We start from the raw sequence: 14,776 nt of genomic DNA on the forward strand, positions 1-14,776 counted from the left end.
GTTATCCACAGACCCCCGTTACGCTATCACTTGGAGCGGTCAAAGGGCCGGAATGGCAGCCCAAAGTGATAGATCAACGGGGGCGTTAGAAGAGGCCGACCGGGTTACCGGCGTCGTCGACGTCCATCCGCATCGCTGCCGGCACCTTGGGCAGGCCCGGCATGGTCATCACGGCGCCGGTGAGCGCCACGATGAAGCCCGCACCGGTCTTGGGGATGAGGTCCCGGACGTGGATGGTGAAGCCCTTGGGCGCACCGAGCCGGGTGGCGTCGTCGGTGAAGGAGTACTGGGTCTTCGCCATGCACACCGGCATCCCGGACCAGCCGTTCTTCTCGATCTCGGCCAGCCGTTTGAGCGCGGGCACGGAGAAGTCCACGCCGTCGGCGCCGTAGATCTCCTGCACGATGGTCCGGATCTTGTCCTCCACGGACATCTCCAGCGGGTACAGGTGCCGGAAGCCGTGCGGGGCGTCGATCGCGGCCGCCACCTTCGCCGCGAGCTCGTCGCCGCCGTCGCCGCCACCGCCGCGGCCCCACACATCGGCCACCGCGGCCTGGACACCCTCCGCGGCGCACCACTGAAGCAGCCAGTCCAGCTCCTCCGCGGTGTCCGTGGCGAATTTGTTGACCGCCACGACCGGGGTGATGCCGAACTTCTCGACGTTCCGGATGTGGCGCCGCAGATTGGCCACGCCGGCGGCCAGCGCCTCCACGTTGGGCTCCTTGAGCAGGTCTTTCGGCACACCGCCGTGCATCTTGAGCGCCCGGACGGTGGCCACGAGGACGACGGCGGACGGGGCGACGTCGGCCATCCGCGCCTTGATGTCCATGTACTTTTCGGCGCCGAGGTCCGCGCCGAACCCCGCCTCGGTGATGACGATGTCCGCAAGGCGGCGGGCAGTCTGCGTGGCGATGAGGGAGTTGCAGCCGTGGGCGATGTTGGCGAAGGGCCCGCCGTGCACCAGCGCCGGGGTGCCGGCGATGGTCTGCACGAGGTTGGGTTTGATCGCGTCCTTGAGCAGCATGGTCAGGGCGCCCTGGACGCCCAGGTCGGCCACGGTGACGGGCCGGCGGTCGTAGGTGTAGCCGAACGTGATCCGGCCGAGCCGGTCGCGCAGATCGTTCAGGTCCGTGGCGAGGCAGAACACGGCCATGATCTCCGAGGCCACGGTGATGTCGAAGCCGTCCTGCCGCGGCGTGCCCTGAGCCGGCCCGCCGAGGCCGATCACGACCTCCCGGAGGGACCGGTCGTTCATGTCCAGGACGCGCTTGAACGTCATCCGGCGCGGATCGATGTTGAGCTCGTTGCCCTGGAAGATGTGGTTGTCCACGAGGGCCATGAGGGCGTTGTTCGCCGAGGTGATGGCGTGGAAATCGCCCGTGAAGTGCAGGTTGATCTGGTCCATCGGCAGCACCTGGGAGTAGCCGCCGCCGGTCGCGCCGCCCTTCATTCCCAGGATGGGGCCGAGCGAGGGTTCGCGCAGCGCGATCATCACGCTGTGCCCGGCCCGGGCCAGGGAATCCGCGAGCCCCACCGTCGTGGTGGACTTGCCTTCGCCGGCGGGGGTGGGCGACATCGCGGAGACCAGCACCACCTTGCCGGGCGCGCGCACGGGGGCGCCGGCCGCAACGGTCAGCTTCGCAGGATCGATCTTGGCCTTGTAGGGTCCGTAGAGCTCCAGCGCGTCCGGGGTGATGCCGGCGGCCGCCGCAATCTCCCCGATCGGCTTCATGACTGCCCGCTGGGCAATTTCCAGGTCGCTGGGGACGTTGTTCCCGGCAGTGGTGGTCTCAGACATCGTTGTCCTTCGGCTCGTGGCGTCGGCGGGTTTGTCCCGGTCCGGTGTTGCCGGGCGGGGTTGGAGCGGTCGGGGTGGGTGGATCCGGTTCAGGGTGTGTGGCCCACCGGGATGGTCAGGCTTCCAAAATACTGGCTCACGGCGGTGTGGTAGCTCTCCAGCGTAATCGCGGCGGTGCGTTGCCAGCCGAACTCCTGGGCATGGATCGCGGCGGCGCGCCCCATGTCGGTGCGGGTTTGGGTGTCGTCGAAGAGCGACTCGAGGGCATCCGCCCAGTCGCTGGCCTTGTGGCCCTCGATCAGCATCCCGGTCCGTCCGTCCTGGACGGCGCGGGAGAGGCCGCCGACTTTCGTGGCGAGGACCGGCGTCCCGCAGGCCTGCGCCTCCAGCGCCACCAGGCCGAAGGACTCGCTGTAGGAGGGCATCACCACGACGTCGGCGGAGCGGTACCAGCCGGCCAGTTCCGGGGCGTTCACCGGCGGGTGGTGGGTGGCGACGTCGTCCATTCCGGCGGCGCTGATCAGCGTCTTGAGGTTGAAGTCCTTGGCGCCGCTGACGGCCCCCAGGATGGTCAGCTGCAGGTCGATGTCCGGGCGCCGGGAGCGCAGGAGCGCCGCCGCCTTGATCAGGATCTGCGGGCCCTTGAGCCGCTGGATCCGGCCCGCGAACAGCAGATGGAACTTGTCCGGGGCGATGCCGTGCTGGGCCCTGGCCCGGTTCCTGAAGGCCGGCGTGAAGACGGCCAGGTCCACGCCGGGCGGGGCGACGTCAATGTGGTCGATGTCGGCGTTGTAGTGCGAGACCAGCTCGGCCGCTTCGGTGCCGGTATTGGCGATCAGCCGGGTGGCGCCGTCGACAATCCGGTGCTCGCCGTCCTCACGCCGCCGTGGCTCGGGCTGTTCGCCGGACTCGAGGAGCTGGTTCTTGACCTTCGCCATCGTGTGCATGGTGTGGACGAGGGGCAGCCGCCACAGCTCCGCGAGCTCCAGCCCGGCCACCCCGGAGACCCAGTAGTGGGAATGGATGACGTCATACCGGCCGTGCGGCTGGAGCTGGCGGATCCGGTTGATCTCGGCGACCATGCTGTGCAGCAGCCCCGGAAGTTCCTCCTTGGGCAGCTTCCGGGGCGGGCCGGCGAGGACGTTGTGCACGCACACGCCCGGGGACGGGTGTTCGACGGCGGGCTGCGTGGCCGAGGTGGACCGGGTGAAGATCTCCACTTCCACGCCGGTTTCGGCGAGGGCCGCTGCCAGCGCCCGGACGTACACGTTCATGCCGCCGGCGTCACCGGAGCCGGGCTGTTCCATGGGCGAGGTGTGCAGGGAAAGGAAGGCGACGCGGCGGATCAGCGACACGGTTCCCCTTTCCTCTGGCCATTTCTTTCTGCCCAATACATGTCGATAAAACTTTACTCCTGAAGTGCCTGCCGGTTCACGGGCCCGCAGGCTCGGTCCGCAGACCAGGGCGTGCTGCTAACGTGGCCGCTGTGAACACAACGACAGGACAAGGACCTGCAGCCGGCTGGACCATCCGGGAGGCTGGCCCGGAGGACTGGCCGGGCATCTGGGCGATCCTGGAACCCGTCATCCGGGCCGGGGAGACTTTTACCTGGGACCGGGACACGGCCGAGGACGAGGCCCGCGCACGCTGGTTCAAGCAGGCGCCGGGCCGGACGTTCGTCGCGGTTGCCTCCGACACCGGCGCGATCCTTGGAACCGGCGAGCTGCACGCCAACCAGGGCGGCGGCGGCAGCCATGTGGCCAACGCGGGTTACATGGTCCACCCGGCCCAGGCCGGCCGCGGACTGGCCCGGGCTCTCTGCGCCTATTCGCTCGACGCCGCGCGCGACGCCGGTTTCCGGGCCATGCAGTTCAACGCCGTGGTGGAAAGCAATGTCCGGGCCGTGGCCGCGTGGAAATCCATGGGCTTCGAGGTGCTCGCGACCATTCCCGAGGCGTTCAACCACCCAGAGCTGGGCTACGTGGGCCTGCACGTGATGTACCGAAAGCTGTAGGGTTGCCGGCCCGGTGCCGCGGGACGCTGATGTTGGCGGGCCGTTAAGGCCCACGGGCAGCTACGGCCCGCTGTGCCAGAGACGGCCCAGTTCCGGGAACGCTGCTTCATAGCCGGCCAGCAGTTTTCCGGCGAGGTCATCCGAATCCACGAGCGGATGCCTGGCGAACGCGGCGAGGGCAGCCTCCCGCCGGCCGGTCGTCGCCGCCTCCACGACGAGCCGTTCGACGTCCTTGACGCGCCGCAGCAGCCCCAGTTGCGCCGGTCCCGGACGGTCCTGCGGGACCGGCCCGGCGCCGTCGGGTGTCACCCGGCACGGAACTTCGACGACGGCGTCGGCCGGCAGCTCCGGGACAGCCGGCACCACCTGCGCTCCGGACCCGGCGCCGCCCGCTTCCGGGCCGGCGGACCCGGCGGTGGTGACGGCGTTGCGCGTGTTGAGGATCAGGTCCGCCGCGCCGCCGCCGGAGAGGGCGCGCATGGCCGCCAGCGCCACCCGCTCGTAGCCCCCGCCGGCGAGGTCGGTCTCGTCGCGGCGTTCGCCCGAGGTGCGGGCCTCCGCGAGGTAGCCCTCCTCGCGGGACCGGCGGGCATCCTCCCACAGCGCAAAAGCCTCGGCTCCGGCGGCAGCCAGCCGGGGATAGAGCTCGGCCTGCTGCCGGGCGATCGATTCCCCCCGGGTCTGACCTGCGGCGCGCGTGCCGGCCACCGCCCGAACTGTGTCGTAGTAGTAGAAAAGATATTCATTCGGCAGGCAGCCAAGGCTGGCCAGCAACCCGGGGGAGAACAGCCGGCCTTCCTCGAATTCCGACAGCGCCGCAGGGTTCGCGAGCAGTGCCGGGAGGGCGTCCCGGCCCCCGGCTTCCAGCCGGTACAGCCAGCCGAGGTGGTTCAGGCCGTAGTAGCCCACGCCGTCGAGCGTGCCCTCGGGCAGCGCGACGCCGGCGGCCCGCGCCGCGCGGTGCACCAGGCCGCTGGCGGAGTCGCAAATCCCGATCACCTTGGGGCCGAGCACGGGGACCAGGGCCTCCGTGACCATGCCGGCGGGGTTGGTGAAGTTGAGCAGCCACGCCCCGGGGCAGCGGCTCCGCATTTCCTCTGCGAGCCGCAGCATCGGCGGAATGGAGCGCAGCGCGTAGGAGATCCCGCCGGCGCCGGTGGTTTCCTGGCCCAGGAGTCCGAGGTCCAGGGCGATCCGCTCGTCGGCGGTCCGGCCGGCGGTGCCGCCGGGCCGGATGGCGGCGAAGACCATGTCGGCGCCGTCCAAGGCCTCGGGGAGCGAGGACACGGCACGGATCTGCGGGCCGGAACCCGGCGGGCCCTGCCGGGCGAGGGAGGCCAGGACTGCCTCGATGGCCGCCAGCCTGGCGGGGTCGACGTCGTAGAGCACCAGCTCCCGCACCAGCCCTGCGAAAGGCCCGGCAGAGAGCGCCCGGTAGACCAGGGGGACGCGGAAGCCGCCCCCGCCGGCGATCGTGAGCCGCATGCGGACAGTCTATTCCCCGTCTTGTTCCCCGCCGGTTTGGGCCCCGCTTTCCCCTGGTATCCCTCGACGGCGGTACGGCGTAATGTGCCGTATATGGACGCGACCCCGGCGCGGAGATTTGATCCGCTCTCTGCCGTCCGCAGCCCGGCCGCGGACGGATTCGACCTGCTCCTGACCGGGACCGTGTTCCAGGACATCATCTTCACCGGGCTGCCCCACGCGCCGCAGCCCGGCACGGAAATCTGGAGCGACGGGATGGGCAGCTGCCCCGGGGGCGTCGCCAATCAGGCCATCGCCGCCTCCCGGCTGGGACTGCGGACCGGTCTTGCCGCCGTGTTCGGCGATGACGGCTACGGTGACTACAACTGGAAGATTCTGGCCGCCCAGGAACACGTGGACCTGTCCCTGTCCCGGCGTGTTCCAGGCTGGCATTCGCCCGTCACCGTGTCCTTGAGCGTGGAGAAGGACCGGTCCATGGTGACGCACGGGCACCCGGCGCCGGTGACTTCCACCGAGCTGGTCGGATGCCCGCCGCCGGCGCTCGCAGCCGTTGCGGAGCTGGGGGAGGAGCTCGAACCGTGGGCTGTCGACGCGCACAAGAACGGCGTCCAGCTGTTCGGCGATGTCGGCTGGGACCCCACCGGCGCGTGGTCCTCGACCCGGCTGGACCACCTGAAGTATTTCCACGCTTTCATGCCGAACCAGCACGAGGCCATGAACTTCACGGGCTGCGACGACCCCTGGTCCGCCCTGTACTCGCTTGCGGACCGGGTTCCGGTGGCGGTGGTCACCCTCGGCGCCCAGGGATCCATGGCCGTGGATTCGGAAACGGGGGAGGAGGAGTGGGTCCCGTCCCTGCCGGTCCGGGCCTACGATCCCACCGGCGCCGGTGACTGCTTCGGTGCGGCCTTCATTGTCGGCTCCTTGGCCTGCTGGCCGCTGGGAGACCGTCTCCGCTTCGCCAATCTGTGCGCCGCCCTGGCCGTCCAGGAGGTGGGCGGCTCGCTGGCGGCGCCCGGCTGGGGCGACATTGCCGACTGGTGGCAGCGGGCCAACGCCCGGAAGGAACGGCAAAGCAGCCAATGGCTTCGCCGCTACCGCTTCCTGGAAGAGATCGTGCACGACGTCCCGCCTGAGGCGCAGCGGCGCGCGACGGCGACCATCGCCCACCAGTCCGACGCGTAGACGGGCGGGCGCGGCTGGGCTTTCGTGGCTGGCACCAGTGGGCATGTCCTCCGCTGGGGTCTTGGCGTGGGCATGGACCCGTAGTGCGCGGGCTTGGGCGTGAAGATTGGGCATGTCCCGCGGTGGGGGTCCGGCCGGATTCGTGGCTGGCACCAGTGGGCATGTCCTCCGGTGGGGTCTTGGCGTGGGCATGGACCCGTTGTGCGCGGGCTTGGGCGTGAAGATTGGGCATGTCCCGCGGTGGGGGTCCGGCCGGATTCGTGGCTGGCACCAGTGGGCATGTCCTCCGGTGGGGCCGGGGCGTGGGCATGGACCCGTTCTGCGTGGCCGTGGGTGCGAAAAATGGGCATGTCCCGCGGGGAGGAATGGGCATGTCCAGCGGTGGCCGGGCCCGCCCGATTATTCGGCCCGCAGCGCCGCGCCTAGAATCGTTAGGTGACTTACCAAGCAGCAACAGGCGATCTCCTGCCCGGTTCGGCGGCAGTGCCGGCCCACGCTGAGGAGCGCTCAGCCGTAATCGATCTCGACGCCATCCGGCACAACGTCCGCCGTATCGCAGCGGTGGCCTCACCCGCGCAGGTCATGGCCGTGGTCAAGGCCGACGCCTACGGGCACGGCGCCGTCCACGTGGCCCGCGCGGCCCTCGGCGCGGGGGCCAGTTGGCTTGGCGTCGCCCACATCTCCGAGGCCCTCGCCCTGCGCGCCGCCGGGATTGAGGCGCCGCTGCTGGCCTGGCTGCACACCCCGGACAGCAACTTCGCCGCCGCAGTGGCCGCAGGAATCGACATCGGCTGCTCGGGCTGGGAACTGGACCGGATCGTGGCCGCGGCCCGCGAGCAGGAACGGCCCGCCCGCGTCCACCTGAAGGTCGACACCGGGCTCGGCCGCAACGGCGCCACCCTCGATGCCTGGGACAGCCTGGTCGGCGAAGCCATGGAACACCAGGACCAGGGCCTGCTCCGGGTCGTGGGGATCTTCTCCCACCTGGCCGTCGCCGACGAACCCGAACGGCCCGAAACCGACGAGCAGCTCGCCGCGTTCCGCCAGGTCCTCGCCGTCGCCCAGGACGCCGGCGTGGACCCCGAGGTCCGCCACCTCGCCAACACCCCGGCCACCCTCTCCCGGCCGGACACCCACTTTGACCTGGTCCGCGTGGGGCTGGGCCTGTACGGGCTGTCGCCGTTCGAAGGGCAAAGTCCGGCCGAGCTCGGGCTGCGCCCGGCCATGACGGTCCGCACGGTGGTCTCGCACTGCAAGGACGTGCCCGCCGGGCAGGGCGTTTCCTACGGGCTGAACTACCGCACGGACGGCGTCAGCACCCTCGGGCTCATCCCGCTGGGCTACGCCGACGGCGTGCCGCGCATCGCCACGGGTGGCCCCGTCCGGGTCGAGGGCGCGAACTATCCGGTAGTGGGCCGCATTGCGATGGACCAGATGGTGATCGACCTCGGACCCCGCCACGTGGCGGCTGGAGGCCCGAGCATCCTCGGCGCCGAGGTAGTGCTGTTTGGCGACGGCGCCGACGGCGGACCCACAGCCGATGACTGGGCCAAGGCCGCCGGTACCAACAACTACGAGATCGTCACCAGGATCAGCCCCCGCGTGCCGCGCCGCTACCTGAACGAAGAGCCCTCCACCGGCGAAGAGCGGCCGTGAGCGCGCCCGCGTGGGAACGGAGCCTTGAGGTCCACACGGCGGCGCAGACGCATGCGCTCGCCGCGGCCCTCGGCGCCGTGCTGGAAACCGGCGATCTGCTGGTCCTGACCGGCGAACTGGGTGCCGGCAAGACCACGTTCACGCAGGGGCTGGGGGAGGGCCTGGGAGTGCGGGCCGGCATCATCTCGCCGACCTTTGTCCTGGTGCGCATCCACCCCAACCTGCCCGGAGGACCCCGGCCGGGCGGACCGGACCTGGTGCATGTGGACGCCTACCGGCTGGAGTCGGCCGCTGAAATCGACGACATCGATCTTGAAAACACCATGGACAGCGCCGTGACGGTGGTCGAGTGGGGCCGCGGCCGGGTTGAGCACCTCAGCGACAGCTGGCTGGAGGTCGAACTCCACCGCACCCTCGGAGGCGCCGCCGCTTCCGCCGAAACCCCCGAAACCCCAGCCGAAACCGGCGCCAGTCCCGTTCTGGATTTCGACACGGACGACGACGACGAACCGCGGACCGTCGTGATCCGCGGCTTCGGCCCGCGCTGGGCCGAAGCGCCGACGCTGCCCGGCGCCGAGACCATGCCCGGCGCCGGGCCCCTGCCCGGGACCACGCCCCAGACCCCGGAACGGAATCCCTGATGCTGATCCTCGCCATCGACACCTCAGCTGTCGCCAGCGCCGCCCTGGTCTCCGATGATGCGCCGGAATCCGTGCTCGCCAGCTTCGCCACCGAGGACACGCGCACCCACGCGGAGGTCCTGGCCCCGGGGATCGACGGGCTCCTGGCTGAGGCCGGAGTCAGCGGGCACGACGTCGACGCTATCGTCACCGGCGTCGGCCCCGGCCCGTTCACGGGGCTGCGCTCCGGGATCGTCACGGCCCGCACCCTCGCTTTTGTCTGGGGCAAGCCGCTGTACGGCGTCATGAGCCTGGACGCGATCGCCCTGGAAGTAGCCGAATCCACCGACTCGGCAGCGGAGTTCATTGTCGCCACCGATGCGCGCCGCAAGGAAGTGTACTGGGCCCGGTACACCCTCTCCGATGCCCAGCTGCCGCATCTGGAGGACGGCCCGCACGTGGGATTCGCCGCGGACCTGCCGGATCTGCCCGTCTACGGTGCCGGGGCAGGAATCTACTCCGACGCCGTCAAGGCGGTCGCGGAATTCAGCACCCGCCAGCCGGAGGCCCTCTCGCTCGGCCAGTTCGCACTCGCCCGGCTCTCCGCGGGGGAACAGCTCCTGGACTCCACCCCCCTGTACCTGCGCGAATCCGACGCCCAGGTGCCCGGACCCCGGAAGCGTGCCCTGTGAGCGCGGAGCGAGCCGTCCGGCTGCCCGGCGGGGTCACCCTGCGGGACATGGACGCCGCGGACGTCCCCGCCATCCACGCCCTGGAACTCCGGCTCTTTCCCGTGGATGCCTGGCCGCTGCAGATGTTCCACGACGAGCTGGCGCAGGTGGATACCCGCCGCTACCTCGTGGCGGAAGTCCACGGCGGGATCGTGGGCTATGCCGGGCTCATGTGCATCGAACCGATCTCGGACGTCCAGACCATCGCCGTGGTGCCGGAGCAGGAAGGCAAGGGCATCGGCTCTGCCCTGCTCACCGAGCTGATCGCGGAAAGCCGGCGCCGGCACGCCCAGGACGTGCTGCTCGAGGTCAGGGCGGACAACCCCCGGGCCCAGCAGCTCTACCTGCGCTTCGGCTTCGAACAGATCCACGTCCGGCCCCGCTACTACCGCGACGGCGTCGACGCCCTGATCATGCGGCTCCAGCTGCCCCGTGAACCGCTCAGCCCCCAGCCAACGGAAGCAGGCCGACCATGAACCGCACCCAGCCGCTCGTGCTCGGCATTGAGTCCTCGTGCGACGAAACCGGTGTCGGCATCGTCCGGGGGACCACCCTGCTGACGAACACCGTCTCGTCCTCCATGGACGAACACGTCCGCTTCGGCGGCGTGATCCCCGAGATCGCCTCCCGCGCCCACCTCGACGCGTTCGTCCCCACCCTCGAGGAGGCCCTCGCGGAGGCGGGAGTGACGCTCGCGGACATCGACGCGATCGCCGTCACCTCAGGGCCGGGCCTGGCAGGTGCCCTCATGGTGGGGGTATGCGCGGCCAAGGCGCTCGCCGTCGCCACCGGCAAACCGCTCTACGCCATCAACCACCTGGTGGCGCATGTCGGCGTCGGGCTCCTGCAGCAGGGCGCCGGCGCGCCGTCGCCGCAAACAACGCCGCACGCCCTGCCGGAGAATATGGGCGCGCTCCTGGTCTCCGGCGGCCACACCGAGATCCTGCGGATCCGGAGCATCACGGACGACGTCGAGCTGCTGGGCTCCACGATCGATGACGCCGCCGGCGAAGCGTATGACAAGGTGGCACGGCTCCTGGGCCTGGGCTACCCGGGCGGCCCGGCCATCGACAAGCTCGCGCGCACGGGCAACGCCAAAGCCATCCGGTTCCCGCGCGGGCTCACACAGCCCAAGTACATGGGGACCGCCGAGGAACCCGGACCGCACCGCTACGACTGGTCCTTCAGCGGGCTCAAGACCGCCGTCGCCCGCTGCGTGGAGCAGTTCGAGGCCCGTGGCGAGGACGTGCCCGTGGCAGACATCGCCGCGGCCTTCCAGGAAGCCGTGGTGGATGTCATCACCGCCAAGGCGGTGCTCGCCTGCCGCGAAAACGGCATCACGGAGGTCCTCCTGGGTGGCGGGGTCGCCGCCAACTCGCGGCTGCGCCAGCTCACCGAACAACGCTGCAGTGCGGCCGGCATCCGGCTGACGGTGCCGCCGTTGCCGCTGTGCACGGACAACGGCGCCATGGTGGCCGCGCTCGGGGCGCAACTGGTGATGGCCGGCGTGCAACCGAGCGGGATCGGCTTTGCCCCGGATTCCTCAATGCCGGTCACGACCGTCTCCGCCTGAGGCCACAGCCTGAGGCTTCGTCCGCGTGAAGCTAGGACGGCCTGGGGCTCCGGCCGCCTGCGTGGTGGCTGTTGGGCGCCGGAGCTAGGCGTCCGGGCCCTGGCGCATCTGCTTGACCAGGTCCAGGACGACGGCGCGCAGGTCCCCGCCGTGCTCGGCGGCGACCCGGCGCTGCCGCTGGTAGCCGGCGCCGCGCTCGATGATCTTCTCGACGTCGGCCAGTTCGGCGCTGCAGCCCAGCTTCGCCGCCACCGGCTCAAGCCGCTTGAGCGTCTCGCGCAGGTGCTCCGTTACGAGCTGCTCGTTGCCGTCGGCGTCGAGGATGATGATCGCGTCCAAGCCATACCGGGCCGCGCGCCACTTGTTTTCCTGCACGTGCCACGGGGGCATCGTGGGAATGGTGCCGCCGTTTTCTAGCGTGGTGGAAAATTCGTCGACAAGGCACTGCGTCAGCGCCGCGATCGCCCCGACGTCCTCGAGGGTCGCCAGGCCGTCGCAAATGCGCATCTCGATGGTGCCAAGCGCCGGAACGGGGCGGATGTCCCACCGGATCTCGGAGAGCGTGTCAATCACGCCGGTGGTGAACATGTCCTGGACGTAGGACTCGTAGTCCTCCCAGCTGGCGAACTGGAACGGCAGCCCGGCGGTGGGCAACTGCTGGAACATGAGGGCGCGGTGCGAGGCGTATCCGGTGTCCTCGCCGCCCCAAAACGGGCTGGACGCGGAGAGCGCCTGGAAGTGCGGGAAGTAGTTGACCAGGCCGTCCAGCACCGGAAGGACCTTGTCCCGGCTGTCCAGTCCGACGTGCACATGGACGCCGTAAATGACCATCTGCCGGCCCCACCACTGGGTCCGGTCAATGAGCTTGGCGTAGCGTGCCTTGTCCGTGACGGGCTGCAGCTGGGGCGGGCTGAAGGGGTGACTTCCGGCGCAAAAGATCTCCACGCCCATCGGATCGGTCACGTCCCGGACAGCCGCGAGCGAGCTGCTCAGGTCCGCCTTGGCCTCCGCGACGGTGGTGCAGATGCCGGTGACGAGCTCCACGGTGTTCAGCAGCAGCTCCTGCTTGATGTGTGGGTGCTCGTCGTCCTCATTGAGTTCGGGATGCCGGGCCGCGACGCCGCGCAGCACCTGGTTCGCCACGGAGGCCAGCTCACCGGTCTCGGCGTCGACGAGCGCCAGCTCCCATTCCACGCCAAGAGTCGACTGCCTTGATGAAGCGAACTCGATCTTCATGTGGTCCCTTCACTGTTCTGCTGTCGCTGGCCGTGGTCCTGGCGGGGAAATGCGCCGGCAAACGTCCTCGGACATGCCTCTGGACATGGCACCGGCGGTGTCACGTGCAATTTCCCACACACCAGTGCGCCAGCCGGGCGGCCGGCAGGGCTACGGGTGGTCCAAGTCTAGTGCAGGGGCGGCCCCAGGACGGTGTCAAAGTTGCCGCTGGTGCGTGAGTGTATTCACAACATCGCTGGTCAGCGACGGCGCGCGCGGTTGCGCGTTGGGCTGCGGGTAGCCGGAGCGATCCTGGCGTTTAATGGAGCTGTGCCCATTCTGAACAAAGACATGACCCTGTGTATCTCGCTCTCGGCCCGGCCCAGCAACAACGGGACGCGCTTCCACAACCACCTGTACGAACAGCTGGGCCTGAACTGGATCTACAAGGCCTTTGCCCCCACCGACCTCGCCCAGGCGATCGCCGGGGTGCGCGGCCTCGGCATCCGCGGCTGCGCCGTGTCCATGCCTTACAAGGAGGACGTGATCGCCCTCGTTGACGTCATGGACCCGTCGGCGAAGGCCATCGACTCGGTCAACACCATCGTCAACGACGGAGGCCGGCTCACGGCGTACAACACCGACTACACCGCAATTGAGCAGCTCCTGCAGAGCAATGCAGTCCCCACGGACTACTCGGTGCTGGTCCTGGGCGCCGGCGGCATGGCTAAGGCCACCGTGGCCGCGCTGCGGGATGCCGGGTTCAAGGACGTGACCGTCGTGGCCCGCAACGAGGGCCCCGGCCGCGCCCTGGCCGAACAGTACGGCTTCGCCTGGCGCCCGGACCTTGGTTCTGCGGCGTCCGGTACCGGCACGGCGGACATGCTCATCAACGTCACCCCCATCGGGATGGCCGGAGGCCCGGACGCCGCCGCGCTGCCGTTCCCGCAGGAGGCCATCGACGCCGCCAAGGTAGTCTTCGACGTCGTCGCGCTCCCGGCCGAGACACCGCTGATCAAGGCTGGCCGCGCGGTCGGCAAGACCGTGATCACCGGAGCCGAGGTCGCCACGATCCAGGCGCTCGAGCAGTTCGTGCTGTACACCGGCGTCCGGCCGACCGACGAGCAAATCCGGGCAGCCGAGGACTTCACGCGGGCCCAGTAGCCATCTGGCCCACTAGCCCTGTAGCCCAGTTGCCCGGCCGCTTCGCTGAGATCCGGCGGCGGGGCACTGCGCCGGTGGGATCCCGCTGGCGGGGTCCCGCTGGCGGGCTAGACGGGCTCCACCGAGACGGCCACCCGGTCCTCGCCGATCCTGGTGAGGACCAGGGTGGCTGCTTTCTTGTCCTTGTGCTTTGCGCTGCCGCCGGGCAGGAGTTGCTTGCGCAGTTCTTCGGGCGTGACAGCCATACCGCGCTTCTTGATGTCCAGGACTCCGATGCCTTGATCCTTGACCCAGGCCTTGAGTGCCTTGACGTTGAACGGCATCACCTCCAGGACCCTGTAGGCCTTGGCGAACGGGGTGTCATGCAGCCCCGGGGCGCAGATGTAGGCGATGTGCTCGTCCACGAGGTGCCCGCCCAGCTGGAGGGCGACGTCGGCCACCAGGCCGGCGCGGATCACCGCGCCGTCGGGCTCGTACAGGTACCCCTCCACGGGTCCCACGGGCGCCACCGGGCCGGCACCGAAGTCCTCGCCGCTGGTGAGTTCAGCGGAACCAAGGGGCCCGAGCACGAGGGCCGCGCGCCGCACCCCGGGACGCCGCACCGCGTTGAACCACAGGGCCACCTCGGTCACGTCCCCGCCCACGGAGACCCACTGCGCCTCGCAGCCGGCCGGCACGGAATCGTGCGGCATGCCCGGTCCCATCTTCACGCCGACGGCGCGGCCGGAGCCGGCGAGTGACTCCACGAAGGACAGCGGCGGGGAGAAATCCTCCGGATCCCAGATCCGTTTGGTACCCGAGGTGGACGTCGTGCGCCGGGCCGGGTCGAGCCAGACGCCGTCGACCCCCTCGAGCGACACCGACGTGGCATCGGAATGGACCACCGTGGCATTGCGGAACGGGATCAGGTTCATCGTGGCGCAGGCGGCTGTGGCCTCGTCCATTTCCACGGCGGTGACCACCAGGTCCAGGGATGCCAGGGCCATGGAGTCCGCCCCGAGCCCGCAGCCGAGATCCGCGACGTGGCCGATCCCGGCCTCCGCGAACCGCTGCGCGTGCCGTGCCGCCACCGTGAGCCGGGTGGCCTGTTCCAGGCCGGCCTTGGTGAAAATCATCTGCCGGGCGAATTCGCCGAATTTGGCCTCGGCCTTGGTCCGCAGCCGGGACTGGGTGAGCACGGCCGAGACCAGCTCGGGGGAGTGGCCGGCCTTGCGCAGCGACGCCGTGAGGCGGAAGGCCTCGTCCTCGCGGTACGGGCCCAACGACGCCAGCAGCTCCCAGCCCTCGGGGGTGAGGATCGGGGCAATATGTTCCTGCGGTGCGTCAGTCATGCCA

The 14,776-nt window shown here is 69.9% G+C and carries 13 protein-coding genes; 8 read left to right on the plus strand and 5 right to left on the minus strand.

The features are described 5' to 3' along the window. Positions 1 to 85 precede the first annotated feature (85 nt). Entirely contained in the window at positions 86 to 1,798 is a 1,713-nt protein-coding gene (locus AC1D0A_RS10880; RefSeq protein ID WP_243181049.1) for a formate--tetrahydrofolate ligase, read from the minus strand. A gap of 89 nt (positions 1,799 to 1,887) precedes the next feature. Continuing rightward, positions 1,888 to 3,153, minus strand: coding sequence for a D-inositol-3-phosphate glycosyltransferase (gene mshA / locus AC1D0A_RS10885; RefSeq protein ID WP_476945768.1), 1,266 nt, complete (start codon positions 3,151 to 3,153; stop codon positions 1,888 to 1,890). Between the two features lie 131 nt (positions 3,154 to 3,284). Here mshA and AC1D0A_RS10890 point away from each other — a divergent pair, with 131 nt between their 5' ends. After that, positions 3,285 to 3,812: an N-acetyltransferase family protein gene (locus AC1D0A_RS10890; protein ID WP_476945769.1), complete on the plus strand. Its 528-nt coding sequence runs from the start codon at positions 3,285 to 3,287 to the stop codon at positions 3,810 to 3,812. A gap of 60 nt (positions 3,813 to 3,872) precedes the next feature. Here AC1D0A_RS10890 and AC1D0A_RS10895 read toward each other — a convergent pair whose 3' ends face one another. Next, entirely contained in the window at positions 3,873 to 5,297 is a 1,425-nt protein-coding gene (locus AC1D0A_RS10895; protein ID WP_476945770.1) for a family 4 glycosyl hydrolase, read from the minus strand. A 93-nt stretch (positions 5,298 to 5,390) separates the two neighbouring features. Here AC1D0A_RS10895 and AC1D0A_RS10900 point away from each other — a divergent pair, with 93 nt between their 5' ends. The 6 genes from AC1D0A_RS10900 (at position 5,391) to tsaD (ending at position 11,062) form a co-directional block, all read left to right on the plus strand. Continuing rightward, positions 5,391 to 6,482: a carbohydrate kinase family protein gene (locus AC1D0A_RS10900; RefSeq protein WP_243181045.1), complete on the plus strand. Its 1,092-nt coding sequence runs from the start codon at positions 5,391 to 5,393 to the stop codon at positions 6,480 to 6,482. 435 nt (positions 6,483 to 6,917) lie between these two features. Then, positions 6,918 to 8,138, plus strand: coding sequence for an alanine racemase (gene alr / locus AC1D0A_RS10905; protein WP_476945771.1), 1,221 nt, complete (start codon positions 6,918 to 6,920; stop codon positions 8,136 to 8,138). Next, on the plus strand, positions 8,135 to 8,779 hold the full coding sequence (gene tsaE, locus AC1D0A_RS10910) for a tRNA (adenosine(37)-N6)-threonylcarbamoyltransferase complex ATPase subunit type 1 TsaE (protein ID WP_476945772.1): 645 nt from the start codon (positions 8,135 to 8,137) through the stop codon (positions 8,777 to 8,779). Before alr ends, tsaE begins: the two co-directional genes overlap by 4 nt. Further along, on the plus strand, positions 8,779 to 9,450 hold the full coding sequence (gene tsaB / locus AC1D0A_RS10915; RefSeq protein WP_028275754.1) for a tRNA (adenosine(37)-N6)-threonylcarbamoyltransferase complex dimerization subunit type 1 TsaB: 672 nt from the start codon (positions 8,779 to 8,781) through the stop codon (positions 9,448 to 9,450). Before tsaE ends, tsaB begins: the two co-directional genes overlap by 1 nt. 47 nt (positions 9,451 to 9,497) lie before the next feature. Next, entirely contained in the window at positions 9,498 to 9,965 is a 468-nt protein-coding gene (rimI, locus tag AC1D0A_RS10920; protein WP_476945816.1) for a ribosomal protein S18-alanine N-acetyltransferase, read from the plus strand. Beyond that, positions 9,962 to 11,062 (plus strand): tRNA (adenosine(37)-N6)-threonylcarbamoyltransferase complex transferase subunit TsaD, encoded by a 1,101-nt coding sequence (gene tsaD / locus AC1D0A_RS10925; protein WP_476945773.1) that lies wholly within the window; start codon positions 9,962 to 9,964, stop codon positions 11,060 to 11,062. The genes rimI and tsaD overlap by 4 nt, the downstream gene beginning before the upstream one ends. An 84-nt stretch (positions 11,063 to 11,146) precedes the next feature. On the opposite strand, the gene AC1D0A_RS10930 is transcribed toward tsaD, so the two are convergent. Then, complete coding sequence (locus tag AC1D0A_RS10930; RefSeq protein WP_028275751.1) at positions 11,147 to 12,298, minus strand: glutamate--cysteine ligase; 1,152 nt, start codon at positions 12,296 to 12,298, stop codon at positions 11,147 to 11,149. Positions 12,299 to 12,607: 309 nt separating this feature from the next. On the opposite strand from AC1D0A_RS10930, the gene AC1D0A_RS10935 reads away from it, so the two are divergent. After that, positions 12,608 to 13,441: a shikimate 5-dehydrogenase gene (locus AC1D0A_RS10935; RefSeq protein ID WP_476943771.1), complete on the plus strand. Its 834-nt coding sequence runs from the start codon at positions 12,608 to 12,610 to the stop codon at positions 13,439 to 13,441. Positions 13,442 to 13,548: 107 nt separating this feature from the next. On the opposite strand, the gene AC1D0A_RS10940 is transcribed toward AC1D0A_RS10935, so the two are convergent. Continuing rightward, entirely contained in the window at positions 13,549 to 14,772 is a 1,224-nt protein-coding gene (locus AC1D0A_RS10940) for a class I SAM-dependent methyltransferase (RefSeq protein WP_476945774.1), read from the minus strand. Positions 14,773 to 14,776: the final 4 nt, after the last annotated feature.

It is taken from the genome of Arthrobacter sp. P1_D4, assembly GCF_056406115.1.

Bases quoted from the DNA above. Each gene is read 5' to 3' on its own strand.
- AC1D0A_RS10940 (WP_476945774.1), bottom strand. From the start codon at position 14,772: ATGACTGACGCACCGCAGGAACATATTGCCCCGATCCTCACCCCCGAG.
- AC1D0A_RS10880 (WP_243181049.1), bottom strand. From the start codon at position 1,798: ATGTCTGAGACCACCACTGCCGGGAACAACGTCCCCAGCGACCTGGAA.
- tsaD (WP_476945773.1), top strand. From the start codon at position 9,962: ATGAACCGCACCCAGCCGCTCGTGCTCGGCATTGAGTCCTCGTGCGAC.
- tsaB (WP_028275754.1), top strand. From the start codon at position 8,779: ATGCTGATCCTCGCCATCGACACCTCAGCTGTCGCCAGCGCCGCCCTG.
- AC1D0A_RS10895 (WP_476945770.1), bottom strand. From the start codon at position 5,297: ATGCGGCTCACGATCGCCGGCGGGGGCGGCTTCCGCGTCCCCCTGGTC.
- AC1D0A_RS10930 (WP_028275751.1), bottom strand. From the start codon at position 12,298: ATGAAGATCGAGTTCGCTTCATCAAGGCAGTCGACTCTTGGCGTGGAA.
- AC1D0A_RS10900 (WP_243181045.1), top strand. From the start codon at position 5,391: ATGGACGCGACCCCGGCGCGGAGATTTGATCCGCTCTCTGCCGTCCGC.
- rimI (WP_476945816.1), top strand. From the start codon at position 9,498: ATGGACGCCGCGGACGTCCCCGCCATCCACGCCCTGGAACTCCGGCTC.